19 protein-coding genes are annotated in these 22,224 nt (G+C 71.3%); 11 read left to right on the top strand and 8 right to left on the bottom strand.

Going from position 1 to position 22,224, the window contains the following annotated elements:
- Positions 1 to 16 precede the first annotated feature (16 nt).
- Positions 17 to 907, top strand: a complete 891-nt coding sequence (locus tag ACFFR3_RS01420) for a hypothetical protein (RefSeq protein WP_345398072.1) — start codon at positions 17 to 19, stop codon at positions 905 to 907.
- A gap of 2 nt (positions 908 to 909) precedes the next feature.
- Here ACFFR3_RS01420 and ACFFR3_RS01415 read toward each other — a convergent pair whose 3' ends face one another.
- Complete coding sequence (locus ACFFR3_RS01415; RefSeq protein ID WP_364382936.1) at positions 910 to 2,403, bottom strand: PucR family transcriptional regulator; 1,494 nt, start codon at positions 2,401 to 2,403, stop codon at positions 910 to 912.
- Positions 2,404 to 2,473: 70 nt separating this feature from the next.
- Here ACFFR3_RS01415 and speB point away from each other — a divergent pair, with 70 nt between their 5' ends.
- The 3 genes from speB to ACFFR3_RS01400 are packed head-to-tail and all read left to right on the top strand — an operon-like array spanning position 2,474 to position 5,591.
- Positions 2,474 to 3,412 (top strand): agmatinase, encoded by a 939-nt coding sequence (speB, locus tag ACFFR3_RS01410; RefSeq protein WP_379482473.1) that lies wholly within the window; start codon positions 2,474 to 2,476, stop codon positions 3,410 to 3,412.
- Positions 3,409 to 4,920 carry a purine-cytosine permease family protein gene (locus ACFFR3_RS01405; RefSeq protein WP_345398075.1) on the top strand — a complete coding sequence of 504 codons (1,512 nt, stop codon included), beginning with the start codon at positions 3,409 to 3,411 and terminating at the stop codon, positions 4,918 to 4,920. The genes speB and ACFFR3_RS01405 overlap by 4 nt, the downstream gene beginning before the upstream one ends.
- On the top strand, positions 4,920 to 5,591 hold the full coding sequence (locus ACFFR3_RS01400) for a cyclase family protein (protein ID WP_364382929.1): 672 nt from the start codon (positions 4,920 to 4,922) through the stop codon (positions 5,589 to 5,591). Before ACFFR3_RS01405 ends, ACFFR3_RS01400 begins: the two co-directional genes overlap by 1 nt.
- 5 nt (positions 5,592 to 5,596) lie before the next feature.
- Here ACFFR3_RS01400 and ACFFR3_RS01395 read toward each other — a convergent pair whose 3' ends face one another.
- Positions 5,597 to 6,088, bottom strand: a complete 492-nt coding sequence (locus tag ACFFR3_RS01395; protein WP_355422752.1) for an Lrp/AsnC family transcriptional regulator — start codon at positions 6,086 to 6,088, stop codon at positions 5,597 to 5,599.
- Positions 6,089 to 6,286: 198 nt separating this feature from the next.
- Between ACFFR3_RS01395 and ACFFR3_RS01390 the strand changes: the two genes are divergently transcribed.
- The 7 genes from ACFFR3_RS01390 (at position 6,287) to ACFFR3_RS01360 (ending at position 14,157) form a co-directional block, all read left to right on the top strand.
- Entirely contained in the window at positions 6,287 to 7,720 is a 1,434-nt protein-coding gene (locus ACFFR3_RS01390; RefSeq protein WP_345398078.1) for a gamma-aminobutyraldehyde dehydrogenase, read from the top strand.
- Positions 7,721 to 7,738: 18 nt separating this feature from the next.
- Positions 7,739 to 8,818 (top strand): ABC transporter ATP-binding protein, encoded by a 1,080-nt coding sequence (locus ACFFR3_RS01385; RefSeq protein WP_364382925.1) that lies wholly within the window; start codon positions 7,739 to 7,741, stop codon positions 8,816 to 8,818.
- A gap of 30 nt (positions 8,819 to 8,848) precedes the next feature.
- Positions 8,849 to 10,042 carry a polyamine ABC transporter substrate-binding protein gene (locus ACFFR3_RS01380; RefSeq protein WP_345398081.1) on the top strand — a complete coding sequence of 398 codons (1,194 nt, stop codon included), beginning with the start codon at positions 8,849 to 8,851 and terminating at the stop codon, positions 10,040 to 10,042.
- A 2-nt stretch (positions 10,043 to 10,044) separates the two neighbouring features.
- On the top strand, positions 10,045 to 10,896 hold the full coding sequence (locus tag ACFFR3_RS01375) for an ABC transporter permease (protein ID WP_345398084.1): 852 nt from the start codon (positions 10,045 to 10,047) through the stop codon (positions 10,894 to 10,896).
- A complete protein-coding gene (locus ACFFR3_RS01370) occupies positions 10,893 to 11,678 on the top strand; it encodes an ABC transporter permease (RefSeq protein ID WP_345398088.1) in 786 nt (261 codons plus the stop codon). Before ACFFR3_RS01375 ends, ACFFR3_RS01370 begins: the two co-directional genes overlap by 4 nt.
- Positions 11,679 to 11,727: 49 nt before the next feature.
- On the top strand, positions 11,728 to 13,122 hold the full coding sequence (locus ACFFR3_RS01365; RefSeq protein ID WP_379482472.1) for an NAD(P)/FAD-dependent oxidoreductase: 1,395 nt from the start codon (positions 11,728 to 11,730) through the stop codon (positions 13,120 to 13,122).
- 120 nt (positions 13,123 to 13,242) lie between these two features.
- The gene (locus ACFFR3_RS01360) at positions 13,243 to 14,157 is read left to right on the top strand and encodes a serine hydrolase (RefSeq protein WP_345398091.1); all 915 of its coding nucleotides are present in this window, start codon (positions 13,243 to 13,245) and stop codon (positions 14,155 to 14,157) included.
- A 9-nt stretch (positions 14,158 to 14,166) separates the two neighbouring features.
- Here ACFFR3_RS01360 and ACFFR3_RS01355 read toward each other — a convergent pair whose 3' ends face one another.
- Genes ACFFR3_RS01355 through ACFFR3_RS01330 form a run of 6 tightly spaced genes read right to left on the bottom strand, consistent with a single transcriptional unit; the run spans position 14,167 to position 22,177 of the window.
- Complete coding sequence (locus tag ACFFR3_RS01355) at positions 14,167 to 15,699, bottom strand: MFS transporter (RefSeq protein ID WP_379482471.1); 1,533 nt, start codon at positions 15,697 to 15,699, stop codon at positions 14,167 to 14,169.
- 60 nt (positions 15,700 to 15,759) lie between these two features.
- The gene (locus ACFFR3_RS01350; protein WP_379482470.1) at positions 15,760 to 18,672 is read right to left on the bottom strand and encodes an ATP-binding protein; all 2,913 of its coding nucleotides are present in this window, start codon (positions 18,670 to 18,672) and stop codon (positions 15,760 to 15,762) included.
- Positions 18,673 to 18,680: 8 nt separating this feature from the next.
- On the bottom strand, positions 18,681 to 19,421 hold the full coding sequence (locus ACFFR3_RS01345) for an isocitrate lyase/PEP mutase family protein (RefSeq protein ID WP_379482469.1): 741 nt from the start codon (positions 19,419 to 19,421) through the stop codon (positions 18,681 to 18,683).
- A complete protein-coding gene (locus ACFFR3_RS01340) occupies positions 19,418 to 20,197 on the bottom strand; it encodes a cytochrome P450 (RefSeq protein ID WP_379482468.1) in 780 nt (259 codons plus the stop codon). Before ACFFR3_RS01340 ends, ACFFR3_RS01345 begins: the two co-directional genes overlap by 4 nt.
- A gap of 49 nt (positions 20,198 to 20,246) precedes the next feature.
- Positions 20,247 to 20,969, bottom strand: a complete 723-nt coding sequence (locus ACFFR3_RS01335; protein ID WP_345398103.1) for a DUF998 domain-containing protein — start codon at positions 20,967 to 20,969, stop codon at positions 20,247 to 20,249.
- Positions 20,966 to 22,177, bottom strand: coding sequence for a glycosyltransferase (locus tag ACFFR3_RS01330; RefSeq protein ID WP_465263778.1), 1,212 nt, complete (start codon positions 22,175 to 22,177; stop codon positions 20,966 to 20,968). The genes ACFFR3_RS01335 and ACFFR3_RS01330 overlap by 4 nt, the downstream gene beginning before the upstream one ends.
- Positions 22,178 to 22,224 lie beyond the last annotated feature (47 nt).

Raw genomic sequence — 22,224 nt, 5'->3', positions numbered from 1 at the left:
TAGTAATCTTTCGGCCATGGTCACGGCCCAACATGAAGGTCTGAACAAGATCGCCACTCTCAATCTCGAATACACCCGCGAGATGCTGAGGGCCCTGTTCGACCTTCCCGTCCCGAAGGAGGGCGCGGCGCGACTCGCCTCGCCCGACCTCTCGGAAGCTGATCCCGGCGTCTGCCGGGCCGACAACGCCATCCTTTACGGCACGGGAGAGGAGAGATTCGGCGTCATCGTCGAGACGCAGCGCGACCAGGACGATGACAAGCTCTATGCGTGGCTGGAGTACATCGCCAACTTCCGGGCGCGTGAGCGGTGCCCGGCCTGCCTGGTCGTCATCTGCCCGACCAGGAAGGCGGCCCGCTGGGCCGCCCGTGAGATCCACACCGGCCACCCGGGGCTGATCCTCAAGGCCCTCATCATCCACGCGGGCAACACCCCGGTCATCACCGACCTCGCCCAGGCCACGGAGAACATCGGCCTGGCGATCATCTCCGCCATCACGCAGAGCGAACACCCGAAGTTCGCCACGATCTTCGCCGTCCTGCAACAGGCGCTGGATCACATCGATACGGAGCAGGCGTGGCGGTACGCTCGTTATGTCAATCTGTCACTGCTGGGTGACGCACAGGAAGAGTGGAACCGAGGCATGAGCACGATGACGTATCCGTATCAGGGCGAGTACGTGGAGGGCCTCCTCGCCGAAGGCAAGATCCGAGGACTCGCCGAGGGCAAGATCCAAGGGGAGATCGCACGGGCGGCAAGGGCGGTCATCGAAGTGCTCGAGGTTCGGGGGCTGGTGGTGTCCGAGGCGGTGCGGCAGCGGGTCACGGCCTGTGAGGACCTTGGTGTCCTGGACCAGTGGCACATCAGGGCGATCACCGCTGAGTCGGTCGAGGACGTCTTCGGGTGATGTCAGGGGCCGAGGAGGCCCAGGTGGCGGGCGGCGCGGATGGCCAGCCAGACCTCTGCGAAGGCGCTGGTCGAGGTGAGGTCGCGGCCTGTCAGGTCGGTGAAGCGGCGCAGGCGGTAGGACAAGGTGTTGGGGTGGATGTGGAGGGCGGACGCGGCGTCCTCCACGTGCCGGTTGCGTTCCATCCACACCCGTACGGACGTCAGCAGCCGTGACGAGTGGGCCTCGTCGTAGGCGAGCACCGGCCCCAGCACGTGGTCGACCAGGGCCGACAGGGTGGCGGGGTCGTCGGGGAGCCAGCGGCCCGTGGTGTCGTCGCCGTAGTGGACCAACGGCTTGCCGGATTCGGCGGCGTTGGTGGCGGCCCAGACGGCTTCCCGTTGGGCGACTCTCAGGGATGTGCCGGGTGGGAAGGGGCGGCTGAGGCCGGCGGCCACTCCCGGCACGGCGGCCACCGCCGGGGCGATGGCGGGCGGGCCCAGGACGTAGTGGTCGTCGCCTCGGCGCAGCATCAGGTGCGGGAGGTCGTCGAGTGCGCGGCGTAGCGCCTCGTCCGCTCCACCTCGCGCCCCGCCCGTGAGGTCTTCCGGGAGGTCGCGGGCCACCAGCAGGACCGTGTCGGTGTCCATGGGGAGGCCGAGACGGGCGAGGCGGCGGCGGGCGGCGGGTGGGTCGAGGAGGTCCTGGAGCAGCTCGGCCAGGGTTTCCGCGCCCTCCCTGCGCAGCGTCTCTCGTTCGTGGCGGGCCATCGCGACCTGCAGCGCGGCGACGGTGGCGATGTGCTGGACCACGGCGAGGCCGGCGGGGCGGGCGCCCTCGCGTTCGAGGGCCACCAGATGGCCCGCAGGGCCGCCAGGAGCGGAGACGGGCAGGACGAAGCCGCCCGGGATCGTGGGTGGCGCGTCGGGTTCGGCGGGCAGCACGTCGAGGGGCGGCACCGGGACGCCGGGCAGCAGCGGACGGCCGCTGCGGGTGGACAGGTAGACGTCGTAGCCGGACAGGCGTTCCAGGCGCTTGAACAGGGTGGCGGTGTCGAGGTCTTCGGCGGCGAGCCAGCGCAGCGCGCCGAACACCTGGAGCTGGGCGCCGAGCCGGTGGCTGGCGTCCTCCTGCAGCGCCGCGGCCACCTCCTGGGCGATCGCGATGAACGGCACCGCCAGCGGCACCTCCAGCACCGGCATCCCGCGCTCCTCGGCCGCCTCGAAGAAGGCCGGGTGCAGCGGCGGCACGTGGAGCTGGGCCGACAGGGCGAGCGCGGAGACGCCGGCGTCGTCGAGCCGCTGCAGGTAGGCGCGCTGCCGGGCGGCGGCGCGCGGCAGGCCGATGCCGGTGGTCATGATGACCTCGGCTCCGAGCAGCCACGGCGTGGGGTCGTCGAGCTCGCTGACGTGCGCCCACGACACGGAGCGGGACAGCCCCGCCTCCCCGGCGAGCAGGCGCAGCTGCAGGGCGGGGGAGCGCAGGAGGTTTTCGACGGTCAGCTTGTGGTCAGCCACAACACACACCGTAGTACTTCGTGGCACCTACAATTGCCGCAGGTCAGAGCCATGACGAACACTGGCGGACATGAACACAGGACCCGTCGACTCCTCCAAGGTCCCGCGCTTCGCGGGGTTCGCCACCTTCGCCCGCCTACCCCGGCTCGACCAGGTCGAGCGGGCCGACGTGGCGGTGGTCGGCGTGCCCTTCGACACCGGCGTCTCCTACCGGCCGGGGGCCAGGTTCGGCCCCGCGGCGGTCAGGGAGGCCTCGCGGCTGCTGCGGCCGTACCATCCGGGCCTGGACGTCTCCCCGTTCGCGCGGGCGCAGGTCGCCGACGCCGGCGACATCGCGGTGAACCCGTTCGACATCGGCTCCGCCATCGAGACGATCGAGGACGCGGCAGGCGGCATGGACGCCCGGCTGGTCACGATCGGCGGCGACCACACGATCGCCCTGCCGTTGCTGCGTGCGGCGGCGCGCAGGCACGGCCCGGTGGCGCTGGTGCACTTCGACGCCCACCTCGACACCTGGGACACCTACTTCGGCGCCGAGTACACCCACGGCACCCCGTTTCGGCGGGCGGTCGAGGAGGGCCTGCTCGACACCGAGGCGCTCAGCCACGTCGGCATCCGCGGCTCCCTCTACGGCAAGAAGGACCTGGAGGACGACCGGCGGCTCGGGTTCGGCATCGTGACCGCGGCCGACGTGCTGCGGCGCGGTCTGGACGAGGTGATCGACCTGCTGCGGCAGCGCGTCGGCGACCGTCCCCTGTACGTCTCGGTGGACATCGACGTGCTCGACCCGGCCCACGCCCCCGGCACCGGTACCCCGGAGGCGGGCGGGCTGACCAGCCGCGAGCTGCTGGAGATCCTGCGCGGTCTCGCGGGCAGCAACCTCGTCGGGGCCGACGTCGTGGAGGTCGCCCCGGCCTACGACCACGCGGAGATCACCTCGATCGCCGCGTCCCACGTGGCGTACGACCTGGTCAGCCTGATGGCGCTGACCGAGGAGGAGACGGGATGAGCGGCTCCATCACCGAGATCGAGACCTACGGCGTCGAGCGCATCCCCGACGCCGACCGCACCGCCCGCCCCCTCGACCTGTTCAGGGTGGCCTTCGGCGGCGCGAACACGTTCGCCACCTGCGTGCTCGGCGCCTTCCCCATCCTGTTCGGGCTGTCGTTCTGGCAAGGGCTGGCCGCGACCGTGCTGGGGCTGGTCGTGGGCGCGCTGATCCTGGCGCCGCTGTCGCTGTTCGGCCCGCTGAACGGCACCAACAACGCCGTCTCCTCATCGGCGCACCTCGGCGTGCACGGCCGGGTGGTGGGCTCGTTCCTGTCGCTGCTGACGGCGATCGCGTTCTTCTCCATCTCGGTGTGGTCGTCGGGCGACGCGCTGGTGGGCGGCGCGCACCGGTTGATGGGGCTGCCGGACACCGACCTGTCGTACGCGGTCGCGTACGCCGTCTTCGCCGTCCTGGTGCTCGTGGTCTGCGTGTACGGCTTCCGCTTCATGCTGTTCGTCAACAAGATCGCGGTGGCGGCGGCGTCGGCGCTGTTCGTGCTGGGCGTGTTCGCCTTCGCCGGCGACTTCGACCCGTCGTACGCCGGCGCGATCAAGCCGGGCGACCCGCTGTTCTGGCCGTCGTTCATCGGCGCGGCGCTGATCGTGCTGTCGAACCCGGTCTCGTTCGGCGCGTTCCTGGGCGACTGGTCGCGCTACATCCCGGCGAGCACCCCGCGCCGCAGGGTGATGGCGGCGGCGTTCCTGTCGCAGATCGCCACGATCCTGCCGTTCCTGTTCGGCCTGACCACGGCGTCGATCATCGCGACCAAGGCGGCCGAGTACGTGGACCCGGCGGCCCCGAACTACGTGGGCGGCCTGCTGGCGATCTCGCCCGGCTGGTATTTCGTCCCGGTCTGCCTCATCGCGCTGATCGGCGGCATGTCCACCGGCACGACCTCCCTCTACGGCACCGGCCTCGACTTCTCCAGCGTCTTCCCGCGCTTCTCCAGGGTGCGGGCGACGGTGTTCATCGGCACGCTGTCGATCCTGTTCATCTTCGTCGGCAGGTTCGCGGCGAACCTCACGCAGAGCATCTCCACGTTCGCCACACTGATCATCACGTGTACCGCACCCTGGATGGTGATCATGATGATCGGCTACGTGACGCGGCGCGGCTGGTACGACGCGGAGGCGCTGCAGGTGTTCAACCGGCGCCAGCACGGCGGCCGCTACTGGTTCACGCACGGCTGGAACTGGCGCGGCATGAGCGCGTGGCTGGTCTCGGCCGGGGCGGCGCTGGCGTTCGTGAACCTGCCCGGCCAGTTCGTCGGCCCGCTGGGCGACCTGGCGGGCGGCGTGGACGTGTCGCTGCCGCTGGGTCTGGCGGTGGCGGCGCTGCTCTACCTGGCGCTGCTGACCGCCTTCCCCGAGCCGCGCGAAGTCTACGGCCCGCAGGGGCCGCGCCTGGTCAGAGCGGCGGACACGCCGGTGCTGCCCATCACCGCGGCCACCGAGCCGGTGGCCTGATGGCGATCGTCGATCTGTCGGTGCCGGTCGAGACCGGGATGCCCGTCTACCCTGGCGATCCCGAGGTCTCGACCGGCCCGGCGCTCACCGTGGCCCGCGACGGCGTCAACGTCCTGGGCCTGCATCTCGGCTCCCACTCCGGCACCCACGTGGACGCGCCACGGCACATCGACGACGCGCTGCCGGCGCTGGACGAGCTGCCGCTGGATCGGTTCTGCGGGCCGGCGGTCGTGGTGGACGCGCGCGGGCTGCCGCCGCGGGCGCCGATCGGGCCTGAGCCGTTCCAGGACGTCGAGCCCGGCGTGATCGTGCTGGTCGCCACCGGCTGGTCGCGGTGGTGGGGGAGCGCGCGCTACACCGAGCACCCCTACCTGACGGAGGAGGCGGCGGAGCTGCTGGTCGAGCGCGGGGTGCGGACGGTGGGCATCGACGCGTTCAGCGTGGACCCGACGCCCGCCGCCGACTTCCCCGCGCATCGGGCGCTGCTGGGCGCGCACGCGGTCATCGCCGAGAACCTGACCGGGCTCGACCGGCTGCTCGCGGAGGCGGGCCCGATCGAGGTGTTCCTGCTGCCACTGCGGCTGCCGGGCGCGGACGGCGCACCCGTGCGGGCCGTGGCAAAAGTAGGGGCAAAAGTAGGGGCAAAAGTAGGGCCGAAAGCAGGGGCGTAAGCCGGCTAGCGGGTGCCCCAGGAGTACGTCTGCTTGCGCAGCTTGAGGTAGACGAACGACTCGGTCGCGCGGACGGAGGGGATGGCCCGGATCTTGCTGAGGATCTCCAGCAGGTGGCCGTCACCTTCGCAGACCACCTCGACGATCACGTCGAAGGAGCCCGCCGTGAGCACCACATAGTCGATCTCGTCGATGGCCGCCAGCTCGTCGGCGACCGACTCCAGGTCGCCCTCGCAGTTGACGCCGATCATGGCCTGGCGGGGGAAGCCGAGCGTGAGCGGGTCGGTGACCGCGACGATCTGCATGACCCCGGCGTCCTGCAACCGCTGGACGCGCTGCCTGACGGCCGCCTCTGACAGCCCGACCGCCTTGCCGATCGCCGCGTACGGCTTGCGTCCGTCGGCCTGGAGCTGCTCGATGATCTGCTTGGACAGGTCGTCGAGCACAACGGGCCCGGATTTGCCGTTGTTTCGGCGTACGCGCGGCGGCGTCGTCATCGAGAGGATTCCTCCTAGCGGGTCGGCGTTACGGGGGCGTTCCCGCTGGGTTGCCGTCCTGGTGCGACATGTTGTCAGTTCCTGGCGGTCTGTCAAGCGAATTCGTAGCAATTTGATATCTTCACCACGAAATCCCTTGTCCAGCTGCACCTGCTCTGTCAGAGTCGCGGCATCTCAGCCACCTGTCCAGGAGGGCGAATGACAACCCGTCTGCAGAACTTCATCAACGGTGAGTTCGTGGACGCCAAGAGCGGCCGGTTCTCCGACATCATCGACCCCTGCACGGGTGAGGCGTACGTCCAGGCGCCCGTCTCCGGGCAGGAGGACGTCGACGCCGCTTACGCCGCCGCGGCCGCCGCCTTCGAGTCGTGGGGCCGTACCACCCCGGGCGAGCGGGCCGGGCTGCTGCTGAAGGTCGCCGACGCGATCGAGGCGCGGGCCGACGAGATCAACGAGGACGAGTGCCGCAACACCGGCAAGCCACTGGCGCGCATGGCCGAGGACGAGACGCCGATCGCCGCCGATCACTTCCGGTTCTTCGCCGGGGCGGCCCGCACGCTCGAGGGCCCGACGGCCGGCGAGTTCCTGGCCGAGCACACCAGCGTCATCAGGCACGAGCCGATCGGCGTCGTCGGTCAGGTGACGCCGTGGAACTACCCGATGATGATGGCGGTCTGGAAGATCGCCCCCGCGCTCGCGGCGGGCAACACGATCGTGCTGAAGCCGTCCGACACCACTCCGGTCTCCACGCTCAAGCTGGCCGAGATCCTCGGTTCCGTGCTGCCGCCCGGCGTCTTCAACGTCGTCACCGGCGACAGGGAGACCGGCGCACTGGTCGTCGGCCACCCGACCGCGGCGATGGTGGCCATCACCGGCTCGGTCGGCGCGGGCATGTCGGTTGCCAAGAGCGCCGCCGACGACCTCAAGCGGGTGCACCTGGAGCTCGGCGGCAAGGCGCCGGTCGTGGTGTTCGAGGACGTCAAGGACCTCGGCAAGGCCGCCGCCGACATCGCGATGGCCGGCCTCTACAACGCGGGCCAGGACTGCACCGCGGCCTGCCGGGTGCTCGTGCAGGAGAGCGTGCACGACGAGTTCGTGGCCGCGCTCACCGAGGCCGCGGCCGCCACGGTCACCGGCGACCGCGGCGTCGAGGACGCGCTCTACGGCCCGCTCAACAACGAGAACCAGCTCGCCAGGGTGCAGGGCTTCATCGACCGGGTCCCGGCGCACGCCAAGGTGCTCACCGGCGGTCACCGCGTGGGCGAGCGCGGCTACTTCTTCGCCCCGACCGTCGTGGACGGGCTCAAGCAGGACGACGAGATGGTGCAGAACGAGGTCTTCGGCCCCGTGATCACCGTCCAGACGTTCAGCGACGAGGCCGACGCCCTGGCCAAGGCCAACGACGTCCGCTACGGGCTGAGCAGCTCGGTGTGGACCTCCGACCACGGCCGCGCCATGCGCATGTCGAACCGGCTCGACTTCGGCGTGGTCTGGGTCAACACGCACATCCCGTTCGTGTCGGAGATGCCGCACGGCGGCTTCAAGCACTCGGGGTACGGCAAGGACCTGTCGGTGTTCGGCCTGCACGACTACACCAGGGTCAAGCACGTCATGCACTACATCGGCGAATAGCAAGGAAAAATCCTGGATATGACCGGGCTGAGTGCGATTGAGCTTGAAGACGTCGTCAAGGAGTATCTCTCGCATGGCGAGGTCGTCCAGGCGGTCAAAGGCGTGACGCTGGACATCGCCGAGGGGGAGTTCTTCTCCCTCCTCGGCCCGTCCGGTTGCGGCAAGACCACGACCATGCGGATGATCGCCGGCTTCGAGGCGCCCACCAAGGGCCTGGTGAAGCTGCACGGCCAGGACGTCACGAACGTCCCGCCGAACAGGCGCGACGTCAACATGGTCTTCCAGTCCTACGCGCTCTTTCCGCACATGAGCGTCTGGGACAACGTGGCGTTCGGGCTCAGGCAGCGCAGGACGCCGCAGGAGGAGATCAGGCGGCGGGTCGGCGAGATGCTGGAGATCGTCGATCTGACCGGCCGGGAGAAGCGCATGCCGCGCGAGCTGTCCGGCGGCCAGCAGCAGCGGGTGGCGCTGGCCAGGGCGCTGGTCAACCGGCCCAGGGCGCTGCTGCTCGACGAGCCGCTCGGCGCGCTCGACCTCAAGCTGCGCCAGGCCATGCAGATCGAGCTCAAGCGCATCCAGCGCGAGGTCGGCATCACGTTCGTGTACGTCACCCACGACCAGAGCGAGGCGCTCACCATGAGCGACCGCATCGCCGTCATGAACGACGGCCTGGTCGAGCAGCTCGCCGGTCCGCGCGAGATCTACGAGCGGCCCGCGACGCCGTTCGTGGCCGGCTTCATCGGCACCTCCAACCTGCTCGCCGGCACCGCGAGGGACGGCGAGCTGAAGGTCGGCGACGGCCGGGTGCTGGTGCCGGGGCACGACGGCGAGGTGACGGTGACCGTACGGCCGGAGAAGATCACCATCGGCGCCGACGAGCCCGCGCGCGAGCGCAGCGCCGTCCGCGGCACCGTCGCCGAGGTGGTCTACCTCGGCACCTACAACAGTTACGCGGTGCGGCTCGCTGAGGGGGCCGGGGAGACCGTCATCACCGTGTTCCAGCAGAATGCCCACGACGCGACGGCGACGGCGGAGCGAGGCGACTCCGTGTGGCTGTCCTGGCAGGCGCAGCACTCGTACGTGATTGGAAGTCGATAGCACCCCATGAACCCCCTCCTCATGCGTGGAATGACGCAGCCCCGCACCCGCCGCGACGTCTTCAGGCTGGCCGGTTTCTCGGCGGCCGGACTGGCTCTGGCCGCCTGCGGCGTGCAGGGACAGAAGCAGGCGCCGCCGAAGGCGGACGCGGTGGCCGATTTCTGGGCCAAGCAGACCAAGCACGGCAAGGTCGTCTTCGCGAACTGGCCGGAGTACATGCCCGAGGACAAGGCTCCGCTGGAGCGGTTCTCGAAGGACACCGGCATCGCGTACGAGTACAAAGAGGTCATCCAGGAGAACGCCGATTTCTTCGGCAAGGCCGACCCGGTGCTGCGCGCCGGGCAGTCACTGGGCTACGACATCGTCGTCATGACCAACGGCATCCAGCTCCAGCACATGATCGAGCTGGGCTACGCGATCCCGCTCGACCACTCCAAGCTGCCGAACTTCCAGGCCAACGCCGGGCAGAAGTACAAGGAGCGGTCCTACGACCCGGGCAACAAGTACACGGTGCCGTACACGTCCGGGGTGACCGGCATCGCGTACAACACCGAGTACGTCAAAGAGGACATCACCAGCATCGAGGCGTTGTTCGACCCCAAGTACAAGGGCCGGGTCGGCATGATGAACGACGCCCAGGAGATCGGCAACTTCGGGATGATCGCGCTGGGCATCGACCCGGAGAAGTCGACCGAGGCGGACTGGCGCAAGGCGGGGGAGAAGCTCAAGGCCCAGCGCGACGCCGGAATTGTGCGGAAATATTATGATCAGTCGTATATCGACGCCGTGTCCAAGGGCGACGTCTGGGTGACCATGGCCTGGTCGGGCGACGTCTTCCAGCGCCAGCTCGCCGGCGAGCCCGTCAAGTTCGTGGTGCCCGCCGAGGGCGGCACGATCTGGACCGACAACATGCTCATCCCCAAGGGCGCCGCCAACCCGGTCGACGCGCTCATGCTGATGGACTACCTCTACCAGCCGGCCGTGGCCGCCGAGCTGGACGAGTACATCCAGTTCGTCACCCCGGTCCCGGCCGTGCAGGACCTGCTGAGGGAGAAGGCGAAGACGGCCAAGGGCGAGGACAAGAAGGCCCTGGAGGACATGATCGACAGCCCGCTCATGTTTCCCTCCGAGGCCGACTACGCCAAGCTGCGCACGTACACCACGCTCACCACCCAGCAGGAGCAGGTGTTCAACCCGATCTTCCAGTCGATCACCCAGGCCTGACCATGCGGCGGCTCACCCCCTACCTGCTGGCGCTGCCGAGCTGGCTGTGGCTGGCGATCTTCCTGGTCGTCCCCATGGTGGCGATGGCGTCGGTGTCGCTGCAGACCGGCAACGCCATCGACGGCTTCGCGATGACGTTCAGCTTCTCCAACTACGGCGACGCGCTCGGCCGCTACAGCACCCAGCTCGGCCGCTCGCTCTGGTACGGCGCCCTGGCCACCGCCGCCATGCTCGTCATCGGCTACCCGGTGGCCTACTGGATCGCGTTCAAGGCCGGCACTCGCAAGTCCGTCTACCTGTTCCTGCTCCTGCTGCCGTTCTTCGTCTCGTTCGTGCTGCGCACGATCTCGTGGAACTTCCTGCTGTCGGACAACGGCATCCTGTTCGGCACGCTGAAGGACTGGGGGCTGCTGCCCGGCGACTTCCACGTGCTGGCCACCACGTTCGCGGTGGTCGGCGGGCTGACGTACAACTTCCTGCCGTTCATGATCCTGCCGATCTACGTGGCGCTCGAACGCGTGGACCCGCGCGTGGTCGAGGCCGCCCAGGACCTGTACGCCACCCGCGCCGCCGCCTTCCGCCGGGTGGTGCTGCCGCTGTCGCTGCCCGGGGTGTTCGCCGGGGTGCTGATGACGTTCGTGCCCGCCACGGCCGACCCCATCAACGCGGCCATCCTCGGCGGCACGTCCAACACGATGATCGGCAACATCATCCAGACCGAGTACCTGACCAACCTCGACTACCCGACCGCCTCCGCGCTGTCGTTCACGCTGATGGCCGTGCTGCTGGTCGGCATCTTCGTCTACGCGCGGGCGCTCGGCACCGAGAACGTCCTCGAGGCGGCCGCGCGATGAGGGGCACCAGGGCCGGCGACCGGCTGCTGCACCTCTACACCTGGCTGATCATCATCTGGCTGTCGTCGCCGATCGCCGTGATGATCCTGTTCGGCTTCAACGACAAGCGCAGCAAGTCCAACACCAGCTGGCAGGGCTTCACGCTGCGCTGGTACGCCGAGCTGTTCGACATCTCCGACCTGACCGTGGCGCTGCGCAACTCGCTGGTGATCGCCGTGGTCAGCACCGTCATCACGGTCGTCATCGGCACCATGCTGGGCCTCGCGCTCGGCCGGCACCGCTTCCGCGCCAAAGGCGTGACGAACTTCCTCGTCTTCGCCGCCATCTCCACGCCCGAGCTGGTGATGGGCGCCTCGCTGCTGTCGTTGTTCGTCTCGGGCAACGTGCCGCGCGACTCCCTCACGATCATCGTCTCGCACGTGCTGTTCTCGCTGTCGTTCGTGGTGGTGACGGTGCGGGCGCGGGTCGTCACGCTCGACCCGGCTCTGGAGGAGGCGGCCAGGGACCTGGGCGCGACGGCCTGGGGGACGTTCCGGCAGGTCACGCTGCCGTCGATCCTGCCGGGTGTGCTGGCGGGCGCGATGCTGTCGTTCGCCCTGTCGATCGACGACTACGTGGTCACCAGCTTCGTCAACGGCTCCACCGTCACGTTCCCGCTGTGGATCGTCGGCGCGGTCAAGACCGGTATCCCGCCGCAGGTCAACGTCATGGGTACGCTGATCTTCTGCATCGGGGTGCTGATCGCGATCGCCAACGCGGTCGCGGCCCGGCGGCGCACCTGAGCTCGATCCAGTGATCACATCATGAAGAACTTGTAGGGAAGTGGGATGTGTGGATCCGCTGAAGGCGCTTGCTGACGCGGAGCGCAAGCCGTACTGGCTGGACAGCCCGGCCAGACCCGAGCCGCAGGCGCGGCTCTTCGGACACACCACCGCCGACCTGGTCGTCGTCGGCGGCGGCTTCTCGGGCCTGTGGACGGCCCTGATGGCCAAGGAACGCGACCCCTCGCTCGACGTCGTCCTGCTGGAAGGCCGCAGGATCGGCTGGGCGGCCTCCGGCCGCAACGGCGGGTTCTGCATGGCGACGCTCACCCACGGCCTGGCCAACGGCCTGGAGCGGTGGCCGGAGGAGATCGACAAGCTCGAACGCATGGGCGTCGCCAACCTCGACGAGATCGAGGTCACGCTCAGGCGCTACGGCATCGACTGCTCCTTCGAGCGCACCGGCGAGCTGCACGTCGCCACCGAGCCCTGGCAGGTCGACGCGCTCGGCGAGCACCTCGACCTGATCTCCGACCTCGGGCTCGACTACGTGCCGCTCGACCAGGGCCAGGTGCGCGCCGAGGTCGACTCGCCCACCTACCTGGGCGGGCTGTGGGAGCGCAGCGGCTGCGCCATGCTCGACCCGGCGCGTCTGGCGTGGGGGCTGCGCGAGGCCTGCCTGCGGCTCGGCGTCCGCGTCCACGAGCGCACGCCCGTACGCGCGATGGACGACGACGGCACGACGATCACCCTGCGCACGCCGCACGGCGCGGTCGCCGCCCGCCAGGTGGCGCTCGGCACCGGCGTGTTCCCGCCGCTGCTGCGCCGCCTCAAGCACTTGGTGGTGCCGGTGTACGACTACGTGCTGATGACCGAGCCGCTGACCGCCGGCCGGCTCGCCTCGGTGGGCTGGCGCAACCGGCAGGGCGTGGGCGACTCCGGCAACCAGTTCCACTACTATCGGCTGACCGACGACAACCGCATCCTGTGGGGCGGCTACGACGCCGTCTACTACAACGGCGGGCTGGTCAGGCCCGAGTACGAGCAGCGCGACGAGACGTTCGTCAAGCTCGCGGGCCACTTCTACGACACGTTCCCGCAGCTCGCCGAGGTGCGTTTCACCCACCGGTGGGGCGGCGTGATCGACACCTGCAGCCGCTTCAGCGCCTTCTACGGCCAGGCGCACGGCGGCCGGCTGGTCTACGCGGCCGGCTACACCGGCATGGGCGTCGGCGCCACCCGCTTCGGCGCGAACGTCATGCTCGACCTGCTGTCCGGCAAGCCGACCGAGCGGACCGAGCTGCGCATGGTCAAGGAGAAGCCGATCCCGTTCCCGCCCGAGCCGGTGCGGTCCGGCGTCATCCAGTTCACCCGCTGGTCGATCGCGCAGGCCGACCAGCACCAGGGCAGACGCAACCTGTGGTTGCGCGCGCTCGACCGGATGGGGCTGGGCTTCGACTCCTAGCGCCGCTCCTGGCAACGGCGTGCTGAAGGTATGGCCAGGAAACCCCTGGTGTGAGGGATAGGCCCCGAGTGCCGGGCATGTTCCCGTACGACCCCCGTCGAGCTTGCGGGGGTTGGTGGCGTGCGTGCGAGATGGGTGGCCGGGCTGAGCCTGGTGCTCGTGGCCGGATGCGGGAGCGAACCCGCGCCCGTGGTGCCCGCTTCGGTGGGGCGGGTCGTCCGGCCGCCGGTCAAGGTGGCGCGCTGCCTGCTGTCGTTCTCCAACCCGCGGGGCGCGGCCCTGGCGCGCGCCCGGCTGCAGCGTGACATCGCCCGCTACCTGGCCGGCCGTCCCGGCCACATCGTCTACGGCGCGCTCGACCTGGTCACCGGCGTCCGGCTGGGCCAGGGCGAGCACCAGAACGACATGATCACCGCCAGCGGCGCGAAGGTGGACATCCTCGTCGCGCTGCTGCACCGGCGCGACGACGGGCTCGGCGAGGGCGAGCGCGACCTGGCGGAACGCATGATCAAGGAGAGCGACAACGGCGCCGCCGACGCGCTGTGGTCGCGCGTGGCCGGCTCCATGAGCGGCCTCTACCGCGAGCTCGGCATGCGGGAGACCACGCCGGGCCCCAGCCGGTTCTGGGGCGGCACCAAGACCAGCCCCGCCGACCGCATCCGGCTGATGCGGGTGCTGGTCAAGGGCGGTCGCGGGCTGACGAGGGCCGACCGGCGCACGGTGCTGGAGCTGATGGAGCAGGTGCAGCAGGACCAGGCGTGGGGCGTCAGCGCGGCGGCCAGGCCAGGCGACCGGGTGGCGCTCAAGAACGGCTGGACGCCCCGGCCGTTCATCCAGAACACGTGGGCCGTGACCAGCTACGGGCGAGTGGCGGGGCCGGGGCGCGACCTGCTGCTGTCGGTGCAGACCGACCGGCAGCCGGGGGAGGGGGCGGGCATCCAGACCATCGAGGGCGTCGCCCGGATGATCGGGGGCCGGCTCGACGGCCTGTCGCCCACGACCGTCCGGCCGTGCCCCACCAACCCCATCCTCTGACGCCGCCGGTCAGGAGTGCGCCGCCGTCAGGACCTCCTCCGGGATGACCTTCGGCACGCCGCGCAGGCCCACCAGCGCCAGCAGCGCCACCAGGGCCAGCAGCCCGGCCGTGACGTACGACGCCAGGTGCACGCCGTCGAGGAAGGCCGCCTGCGCCGCGCGTACGAGGTCGGCCGCCTGACCCGCCGGCAGGCTCTGCGCCACGGCGATCGCGCTCGCCAGCGACTCCCGCGCCGCCCCTCCCGTCACCCCGCCCGTCAAGCCGGCGGGCAGCTCCAGGTTGCTCCGGTAGGCGCTGGTCAGCACCGTGCCCAGCACCGCGATGCCGAGCGCGCCGCCCAGCTCGAACGCCGTCTCCGACACCGCGGCCGCGGCCCCCGCACGCTGCCGTGGCGCCGTCGCCAGCACGTTGTCGTTGTTGACGGTGAAGGCGAACCCGACGCCGACCCCGCCCACGATCAGCGCGGGGAGCAGCGTGAGGTAGTTCAGCTCGGTGCCGAGCGTCGTGTAGTAGAGGAACGAGCCCGCGTTCATCGCCAGGCCGAGCGCGACCACGCCGTTCCTGCCCAGCAGCGGGATCAGCCGGGCGGCCAGCACGCCGCCGACCGCGCCGCTCAGCCCGCCGGGCAGCTGCGCCAGGCCCGCCATCAGCGGCGACCAGCCCAGCACGAGCTGCAGGTACCAGGCGAACATCAGCATCATCGCCGACATCGCGAAGATCGCCAGCAGGTTCGTCAGGATCGACGCGCTGAACGCCCTGCGGGCGAAGAGCCGTACGTCGATCAGCGGCTCGGCCAGCCGCCGCTGCCGCCACCAGAACCACCCGAGCAGCACGATCCCGCCCGCCCCCGCCACCAGCACGTCCGCGTGATCGACGCCCTTGTTCGCGGCCTCCTTGAGCGCGTAGACGGCGCCGACGATGCCCGCGAACGACAGGCCCACGCTCAGCAGGTCCAGCCGGCCCGCGTGCGGGTTACGCGACTCGGGCAGCACCAGCCAGCCGCCCACCAGCACCACCGCCATGACCGGCACGTTGATCAGGAACACCGAGCCCCACCAGAAGTGGTCCAGCAGCAGGCCGCCCACCACCGGGCCGATCGCGAAGCCCGCCGCGCTCATGCCGCTCCAGATGCCGATCGCGGCCGTGCGCTCGCCCGGCTCGGTGAACACGTTCCTGATGATGGACAGCGTGGACGGCATGATGGTCGCGCCCGCCACGCCCAGCAGCGCCCGCGCCGCGATCAGCAGCTCGGGGGTGGGAGCGTACGCGGTCACCACGGAGGCGGCGCCGAACGCGGCCGCGCCGATCAGCAGCAGCCGCTTACGGCCGACGCGGTCGCCCAGGTTGCCCATGGTGACCAGCAGGCCCGCCAGGGCGAAGCCGTAGATGTCGCCGATCCACAGCACCTGCGTCGAGCCGGCGCCGAGGTCGGCGGCCAGGCTGGGCAGGGCCAGGTGCAGGACCGTCAGGTCGAGGGAGAGCAGCAGCGTGGCCAGGCAGGCGATGGCCAGGCAGGCCCACGGATTCTTCACGCTTGTCATGCCGCCCACTCTCGGCGTGCGCCCTGACCACCCGCCTACCGCCCGCTGACCGCCACCCGATCAGCGGGAGGTCTTCCCGTCGCCGGCCTCCCCGTCGCCGGCCTCTCCGCCGCCTGCCGGCTCGCCGGCCGTGTCGAGGCGGGTGAGGGCCGTTTCGATGCGCTCCCAGGTGTCCCCTGTGCTGTACCAGCTGCGGGGGCACGCCTCGCGGGCGCGTACCAGCAGGTCGCGGGCCGTGCCGAGGTCACCGTCAGCGGTGGCCGCCTCGCCGAGGCCGAGCAGCGCCCACGCCCTGATCTCCATCGAGCCCTTCATCCGCGCCAGCTCCGCCGCCTCCCGGTAGTCGGCCCGCGCGCCTTCGAGGTCGTCCAAATACGCGAGCGCGTCGCCGCGCCGGCACAGCGCCTCCCCGATCTCCGTGTACGCCCGCAGCTCCCGCGCCACCTCCAGCGCCTCGTCGGCCAGCGCCAGCGCACCCCGGTGGTCGGCCTGCGACTGCCGCAGGTTCCCGAGCCCCGACAGCACCAGCACGATGCCCCACCGCTCCCCGATCCTCCTGAACGCGGCCAGGCTGCGCTCGAACTCGGCCACCGCCTCGTCCGTGCGGCCGAGGACCTGCAGCAGGAACGCCCGGCCGGTGTAGGCCAGCGACTGCTGCCAGGGCGGGAGCCGGTCCCCGTAGCGGCCGAGCAGGTCGTACGTCATGGCGAAGTCCGACGGCGGGCCCGTGAACATCGACAGCAGCATCATCAGGAACTCCACCCGCTTCGGCAGCCACTCGATCGGCAGCAGCGCCTGCACTTCGCTCAGCTGCGAGCGCAGCTCCTCGTCCGATCTGCCGTTCCAGGCCGAGACGAGCACGCACATCGCGAACTCCTCGTCCATGCCGGGCAGGCGTCTCTCACCCAGCGCCGACAGCAGCCCGTCGGCCAGGTGGGAGCTGGCCGAGCGGTGGCCGCGCATCCACCAGTAGCAGGCGCTGTGGGCCAGCATCCGGAACCCCAGCTCCAGATGCCCCGCCTCGGTGGCCCAGCGCACGGCCGCGTCGAGGTCGTCGCTCTCCTCGTCCACCCTGGCCAGCCAGACGAGCTGCTCGGACGTGCGCAGCAGCGGGTCGGTCGCGAGCATGAAGTCCAGGTAGTGGCGGGCGTGGGCGTGGCGGATCTCCTCGGCCTCGCCCGACTCCTCCAGCCGTTCGAGGCAGAACGCCCTGATGGTGGCGAGCATCCTGAAGCGGCCGTCCACGTACTCGACCAGCGACTTCTCCGCCAGCGAGAACAGCACGTCCTCCGGCAGCCCGCACACCCGCTCGGCCGCCTCCGGCCGCGCGCCGCCCGCGAACACGCTCAGCCGCCTGGCCATCAGCCGCTCGTCCTCGGTCAGCAGGTCCCAGCTCCAGGCGACCACCGCGCGCAACGTCTGGTGGCGGGGCAGCGCCGTACGGCTGCCGCGGGTCAGCAGCCGGAACCGGTCGTCGAGCCGGGCCGCGACCTCGGCCACCGGGAGGGTGCGCAGCCTGGCCGCGGCCAGCTCGATCGCCAGGGGCAGGCCGTCGAGGGCGTGGCAGATCCGTACGACGTGGGCCCGGTTGTCCTCGTCCACCGCGAACCCCGGACGGACCGCCGCCGCCCGGTCGGTGAACAGCCTGACCGCCGGGTAGCCGAGCGGGTCGTCCGCCTCGGGCGGGGGCAGCCGCAGCGGCGTCACCGGCAGGACCGACTCGCCCGTGATGCCCAGCGCCTCGCGGCTGGTCGCCAGCACGCGCAGGCGGGGGCAGGCGGCCAGCAGGTGGTCGGTCAGTTCGGCCGTCTCCGTCACCAGGTGCTCGCAGTTGTCCAGGATCAGCAGCAGCTCCCGGTCGGCCAGGGCGGCCACCAGCCTGTCCACGGGATCGACGCGGGAGCGCTCGTGGCCGTGCAGCAGGGCGTCGCGGATGTCCAGCGCCGCCAGCACCGCCTGGGGCACGCCGCCGGAGACGGGCGCGAGCGGCACGAAGTACACCTCGCCTGGCTCCCTGGCCGCCGCCTCCATCGCCAGCCGCGTCTTCCCCGCCCCACCGGCCCCGATGAGGGAGACCAACCGCCCGTCCCGCAGGCTCGCCCCCACCCGATCGAGCTCTTCAGCCCTGCCGACGAAACTGGTCAGCTGACTCCGCAACCCCACCCGCATCGGCCCGGCGGGGTCGGTGCGGGGGTGGGTGGGTGAGACGGCGGGGGTGGGCGGGGATGAGGGGGCGCGGGGTGTGAGTGAGGGGTCGGCGCGGAGGACGGCCAGGTGGGCGGCGGTCAGGTCGGGGCCGGGGTCGATGCCCAGCTCCTCGTCGAGCAGTTTCCTGGCCTCCTCGTAGACGGTCAGGGCCTCGGCCTGACGGCCGCTGCCGTACAGGGCGCGCATGAGCTGGGCGCGCAGCCGTTCGCGCAGCGGGTGGGCGGCGGTGAGGCGGGTCAGCTCGGCCACCAGCTCCCGGTGCCGTCCGAGCGCGAGGTCGGCCTGGACGCGGTCCTCGGTGGCGGCCAGGCGCAGCTCCTCCAGAGCGGCAGCGGCGGCCTCGGCGTGCGGGGCGTCGGCGAGCGGCGCGCCGTGCCACAGGTCGAGCCCGGCGCGCAGCAGCGCCGCGGCCCGCTCGGGGTCGCCGCCGGCCAGCGCCTGCCGCCCGTCGCGGATGAGCAGCTCGAAGCGGCGGGCGTCGACGTCCTCGGGGTCGGCGACCAGCCGGTAGCCGGCCGGGTGGAACTCGACGCGGTCGCGGCCCAGCGCCCGCCGCAGCCGGGAGACCTGGGACTGCAGCGCGTTGGCCACGCCCTCGGGAGGGCGGGCGCCGTACATGCCGTCCACCAGATGCCCGGCGGTGACGATGCGGCCCGCGTCGAGGGCGAGCAGGGTCAGCAGGGCGCGTACGCGGGGCCCGCCCAGCTCCACCGGCTCGCCGTCCGCCTGCCACGCGGTGGTGGGTCCGAGGATCTGGAAGCGCATACCTCCGATTATCCCGGCAGCCGGGCCACTATTTCCTGGTACGTCGGGATCGGTGGCGCCGGCTCCCCTCGGACGCCGAGCGCGGTCGCCACGGCCGCCCCCAGCGCGGCCCGGTAGAGCAGCGACCCGGTGCTCACCCTGGCCACGCCGGCCTCGGCCAGCCGCGCGAGGGACGGACCACTCGGCTGGTAGAGGACGTTGACCGGCAGCGGCGTGGCCGCCACCACCTCGGCGATCGCGCCGGGGTCGCTCAGTCCCGGCACGAAGATCCCGTCGGCGTGCCCGTACGCGCGGACCCGTTCAAGGGTGTCGCCGGTCCCCAGCCAGCACGTGTCCGTACGGGCGTTGACGAACACCCCGTGGCCCTTGGCGGCCTCGATGACGCGCTGGTGCAGCTCGATCGGGCGCAGGGTGCCGTCGGGCCTGCCGTCCTCCAGGTTGACGCCCGCGACGCCGAGCGCGGCGAGGCAGGACACCAGGTCGGCCACCTCGGAGGGGTCGTCGCTGAACCCGCCCTCGATGTCCACGGTCACCAGGACGCCGAGTCCGCTGATCGTCTCGGCCAGCTCGATCGTCTCGGCCTTGGTGGCGCCGGCCGCGTCCGGTCTGCCGTGAACGGCGGAGACGCCCAGGCTCGTCGTCCCGATCGCGGGGAAACCGTGGGCGGCCAGGAGCGCGGCGGAGCCGTAGTCCCAGGCGTTGGGCAGCAGGAGGGGGTCGCCGGGCCGGTGCAGGCCATGGAAGTTCACGGGACCAGCCCTTCCAGGACACCGGCGGCCAGCGCGAGCGCATGGGCAGGCCCAGGACAGGGCCGAACGCCGTAGCCGAAGGTCAGGTGCGGGGAGCTCCCGCCGTGCGGCGAGTCCTCGGGGTGCGGGGAGTGCCGGCGGTGGGGGTCGAAGCGGTCGTGGTCGGGGAACACCGACGGGTCGCGGTTGGCGGAGACCAGGTCGATCGTCACCTCGTCCCCGGTCAGCGTGTCCACCCGGCGGGTCACCGTCAGCGGCGGATCGTGCCTGAGCGTCTCGCGCAGCAGCGCGTCCACGTCCTGGCCGGGCGTGCGGTGGCGCAGGGCGTGCTCGATGAGGGTCTCGGTGGCGGTGTGGGCCTGGAGGAGCAGGGTGATCTCCGGGATGCCGGCAGAGGCGAGCAGCTTCGCGACGGCGGTGTCAGCGGCAGGGCCACCCGAGCCCGACAGGTAGCCGGCCGCGGCGTCGGCCACGGGGGAGGCGTCCTCGACACCGAGCGCGGCCCCGAGCACCGTCGTGGGCACCCCGCGCCAGTCGCCGCCGCGCCTCCGGGTCAGGTCACGTGCATCGGCGCGCAGCCCGGCCGGGTCGATGCCGTCGAGCAGTGCGACCAGGTCGAGGCGGCGCTCGTCGTGCGTCGTGCCGGTGCTGAACCGCGACACCCGGGCGCGCAGCCAGGCCAGCGTCCCCTCGGGGGCGTCCTGGGCGACGGGCGGCGGCACGTACCGGGGGTCGGCGAGCACCGCCGAAGCGTCGGCATGGCGTGTGATGAGCATGGGTCCACGCTAGGGCGGCGTTCCTTCGGCCCCCGTCGAAGTGTGGCCGTCACGCGGCCAGCCGCTCCTGCTCGCCGGGCCGCTCGGGGTGCCCGGGCGGCGGGCCGGTCAGCGAGCCGGTGATCGGGCCCGTGTCCGTGCTCGCGGGGTCGTGAGCGGTCCTGACGGCGGGCCGGCCGGTCGCGACGGCCAGCGCCATGGCGACGAGCAGCCCCATCTCGGCCAGCACCACGGCCCGCTCCAGCAGCCCGTAGTAGGCCGCGCCTCCGATGAGCGGCGAGGTGAACGAGGCGGGATGCGCGGCCAGGTAGACCGCCAGCGACACCCCGGAGGCCATGGCCATCGCGCGTACGGCGTTCCAGCGCGGCGCGCCACCCCGGCCCCTGGCCAGGGTCCAGCCCGCGACCGGCAGCGAGGTGAAGACGACGGCCGCCGACCAGCGGTGGATCTCGCCGGACAGCGAGCCCACCTGGGAGGTGCCCGGGTCGGTCGGGAAGATCGCGCTCATCATCAGCCCGGCCGCGCCGGCCAGCAGCAGGACCCGGGTCGCCGCGGTCCGCGCCGGGTCGGAGGCGGCCAGCCCGTACGCGAGACTCAGGCACGCTCCCGCGAGTGCCAGCATCCCGACCAGCACGGGCAGCAGCCCGCCGGAGACCAGCGCGTAGTCGCTGAGCAGCACCTGCGAGGGCAGCGCCACCTGCGCGTAGGCCAGCGCGCCCGCCGATGCCACGGTGAGCAGCACGGTGCTCCAGAAGATCTGCTTCAGCGTCATCGGCCGACCTCGTCGTAGATGCGCTCGAACCTGGCGAGCGACGCCTGGTCGTCGTGCGTGAGCGCCAGCTCCCTGCTGGCCCGGCCCAGCTTGGCCCGCAGCTCGTCGTCCACCAGGATCGTGGTCAGGTGCCTGGCCAGCGCGACGACATCGCCGGGCTCGTAGAGGTAGCCGTTGGAGTCGACCAGGTGCGGCAGCGCCATCGCGTCGGCGGCGACGACGGGCAGCCCCGAGGCCATGGCCTCCAGCGTCGCGATGCTCTGCAGCTCGGCGATGCCCGGCATGCCGAACACGTCGGCGGCGGCGAACGCCTGCGGCATCGACTCGTCGGGCACGAACCCGAGGAAGAAGACCCTGTCCTGCACGCCGATGCGCTTGGCGAGGCGTTCGAGCACCTCCCGCTGGTTGCCCTTGCCGACGAACGCGAGCTGGGCGTCGGTGTCGTTGAGCACCAGCGGGAGGGCGCGTACCAGCTCGTCGAGGTGCTTCTCCTCGTCGAGGCGGCCGACGAACAGCACGGTGGGCCGGTCGGGCAGGTCGAAAGACCTGCGGGCCCACGACTTGGGCTCGGGCCGCGGGTGGAACCTGGTCAGGTCGATGCCGCAGGAGACCGGCTCGACCTCCCTGCGGAAGCCCTGGTCGGCGAGGAGCTTGGCGGCCAGCGGGGTGGGCGTGGTGATGTGGTCGGCCCGCTTGAAGATCCGGCTGAAGTCGCGCCAGGCGAGCCTGCCCGCCTGCTCGCGCAGCCGCGCGGGGATGTGGGCGAACTGGAACAGGTTGTCGGGCATGAAGTGGTTGGTGGCGACGATCGGCACCCCGGCGCGGCGGGCGGCGGCGATGGCGGCCCTGCCGACCACGAAGTGGCCCTGGGTGTGCAGCACGTCGGGCTTGATGTCGGCGACCAGCCGGTCGAGCCTGGTCGGCACGGTCACCCGCATGGTCGGGTGGACCAGGATCGGCGCCGAGCGCAATCGGTGCACGACCACGCCGTCCTCGACGTCGGCGCCGGCTCGCCCGGTCTCCGACTGGCAGATCACGTGCACCTCGTTGCCCCGCGCGGCCAGTCCGGTGGCCAGGCGGTGGGTGAAGTAGGCGGCGCCGTTGACGTCCGGCGGGTAGGTGTCGGTCGAGATCAGCACGCGGCGCGGCCGCTCGGGGGCGGGGCCGAGGTCGGGGACGCGGGGGACGCTGTGCAGAGGCATGGCCATGTGAGATGACTCCGTTTTCACCGGTTGCGGGGGGACAGCGGGGGCAG

This window comes from Nonomuraea salmonea, from assembly GCF_042428605.1.
Taxonomy (GTDB): Bacteria; Actinomycetota; Actinomycetes; order Streptosporangiales; family Streptosporangiaceae; genus Nonomuraea; species Nonomuraea salmonea.
This window is presented reverse-complemented; position numbering and strand designations above follow the sequence as displayed.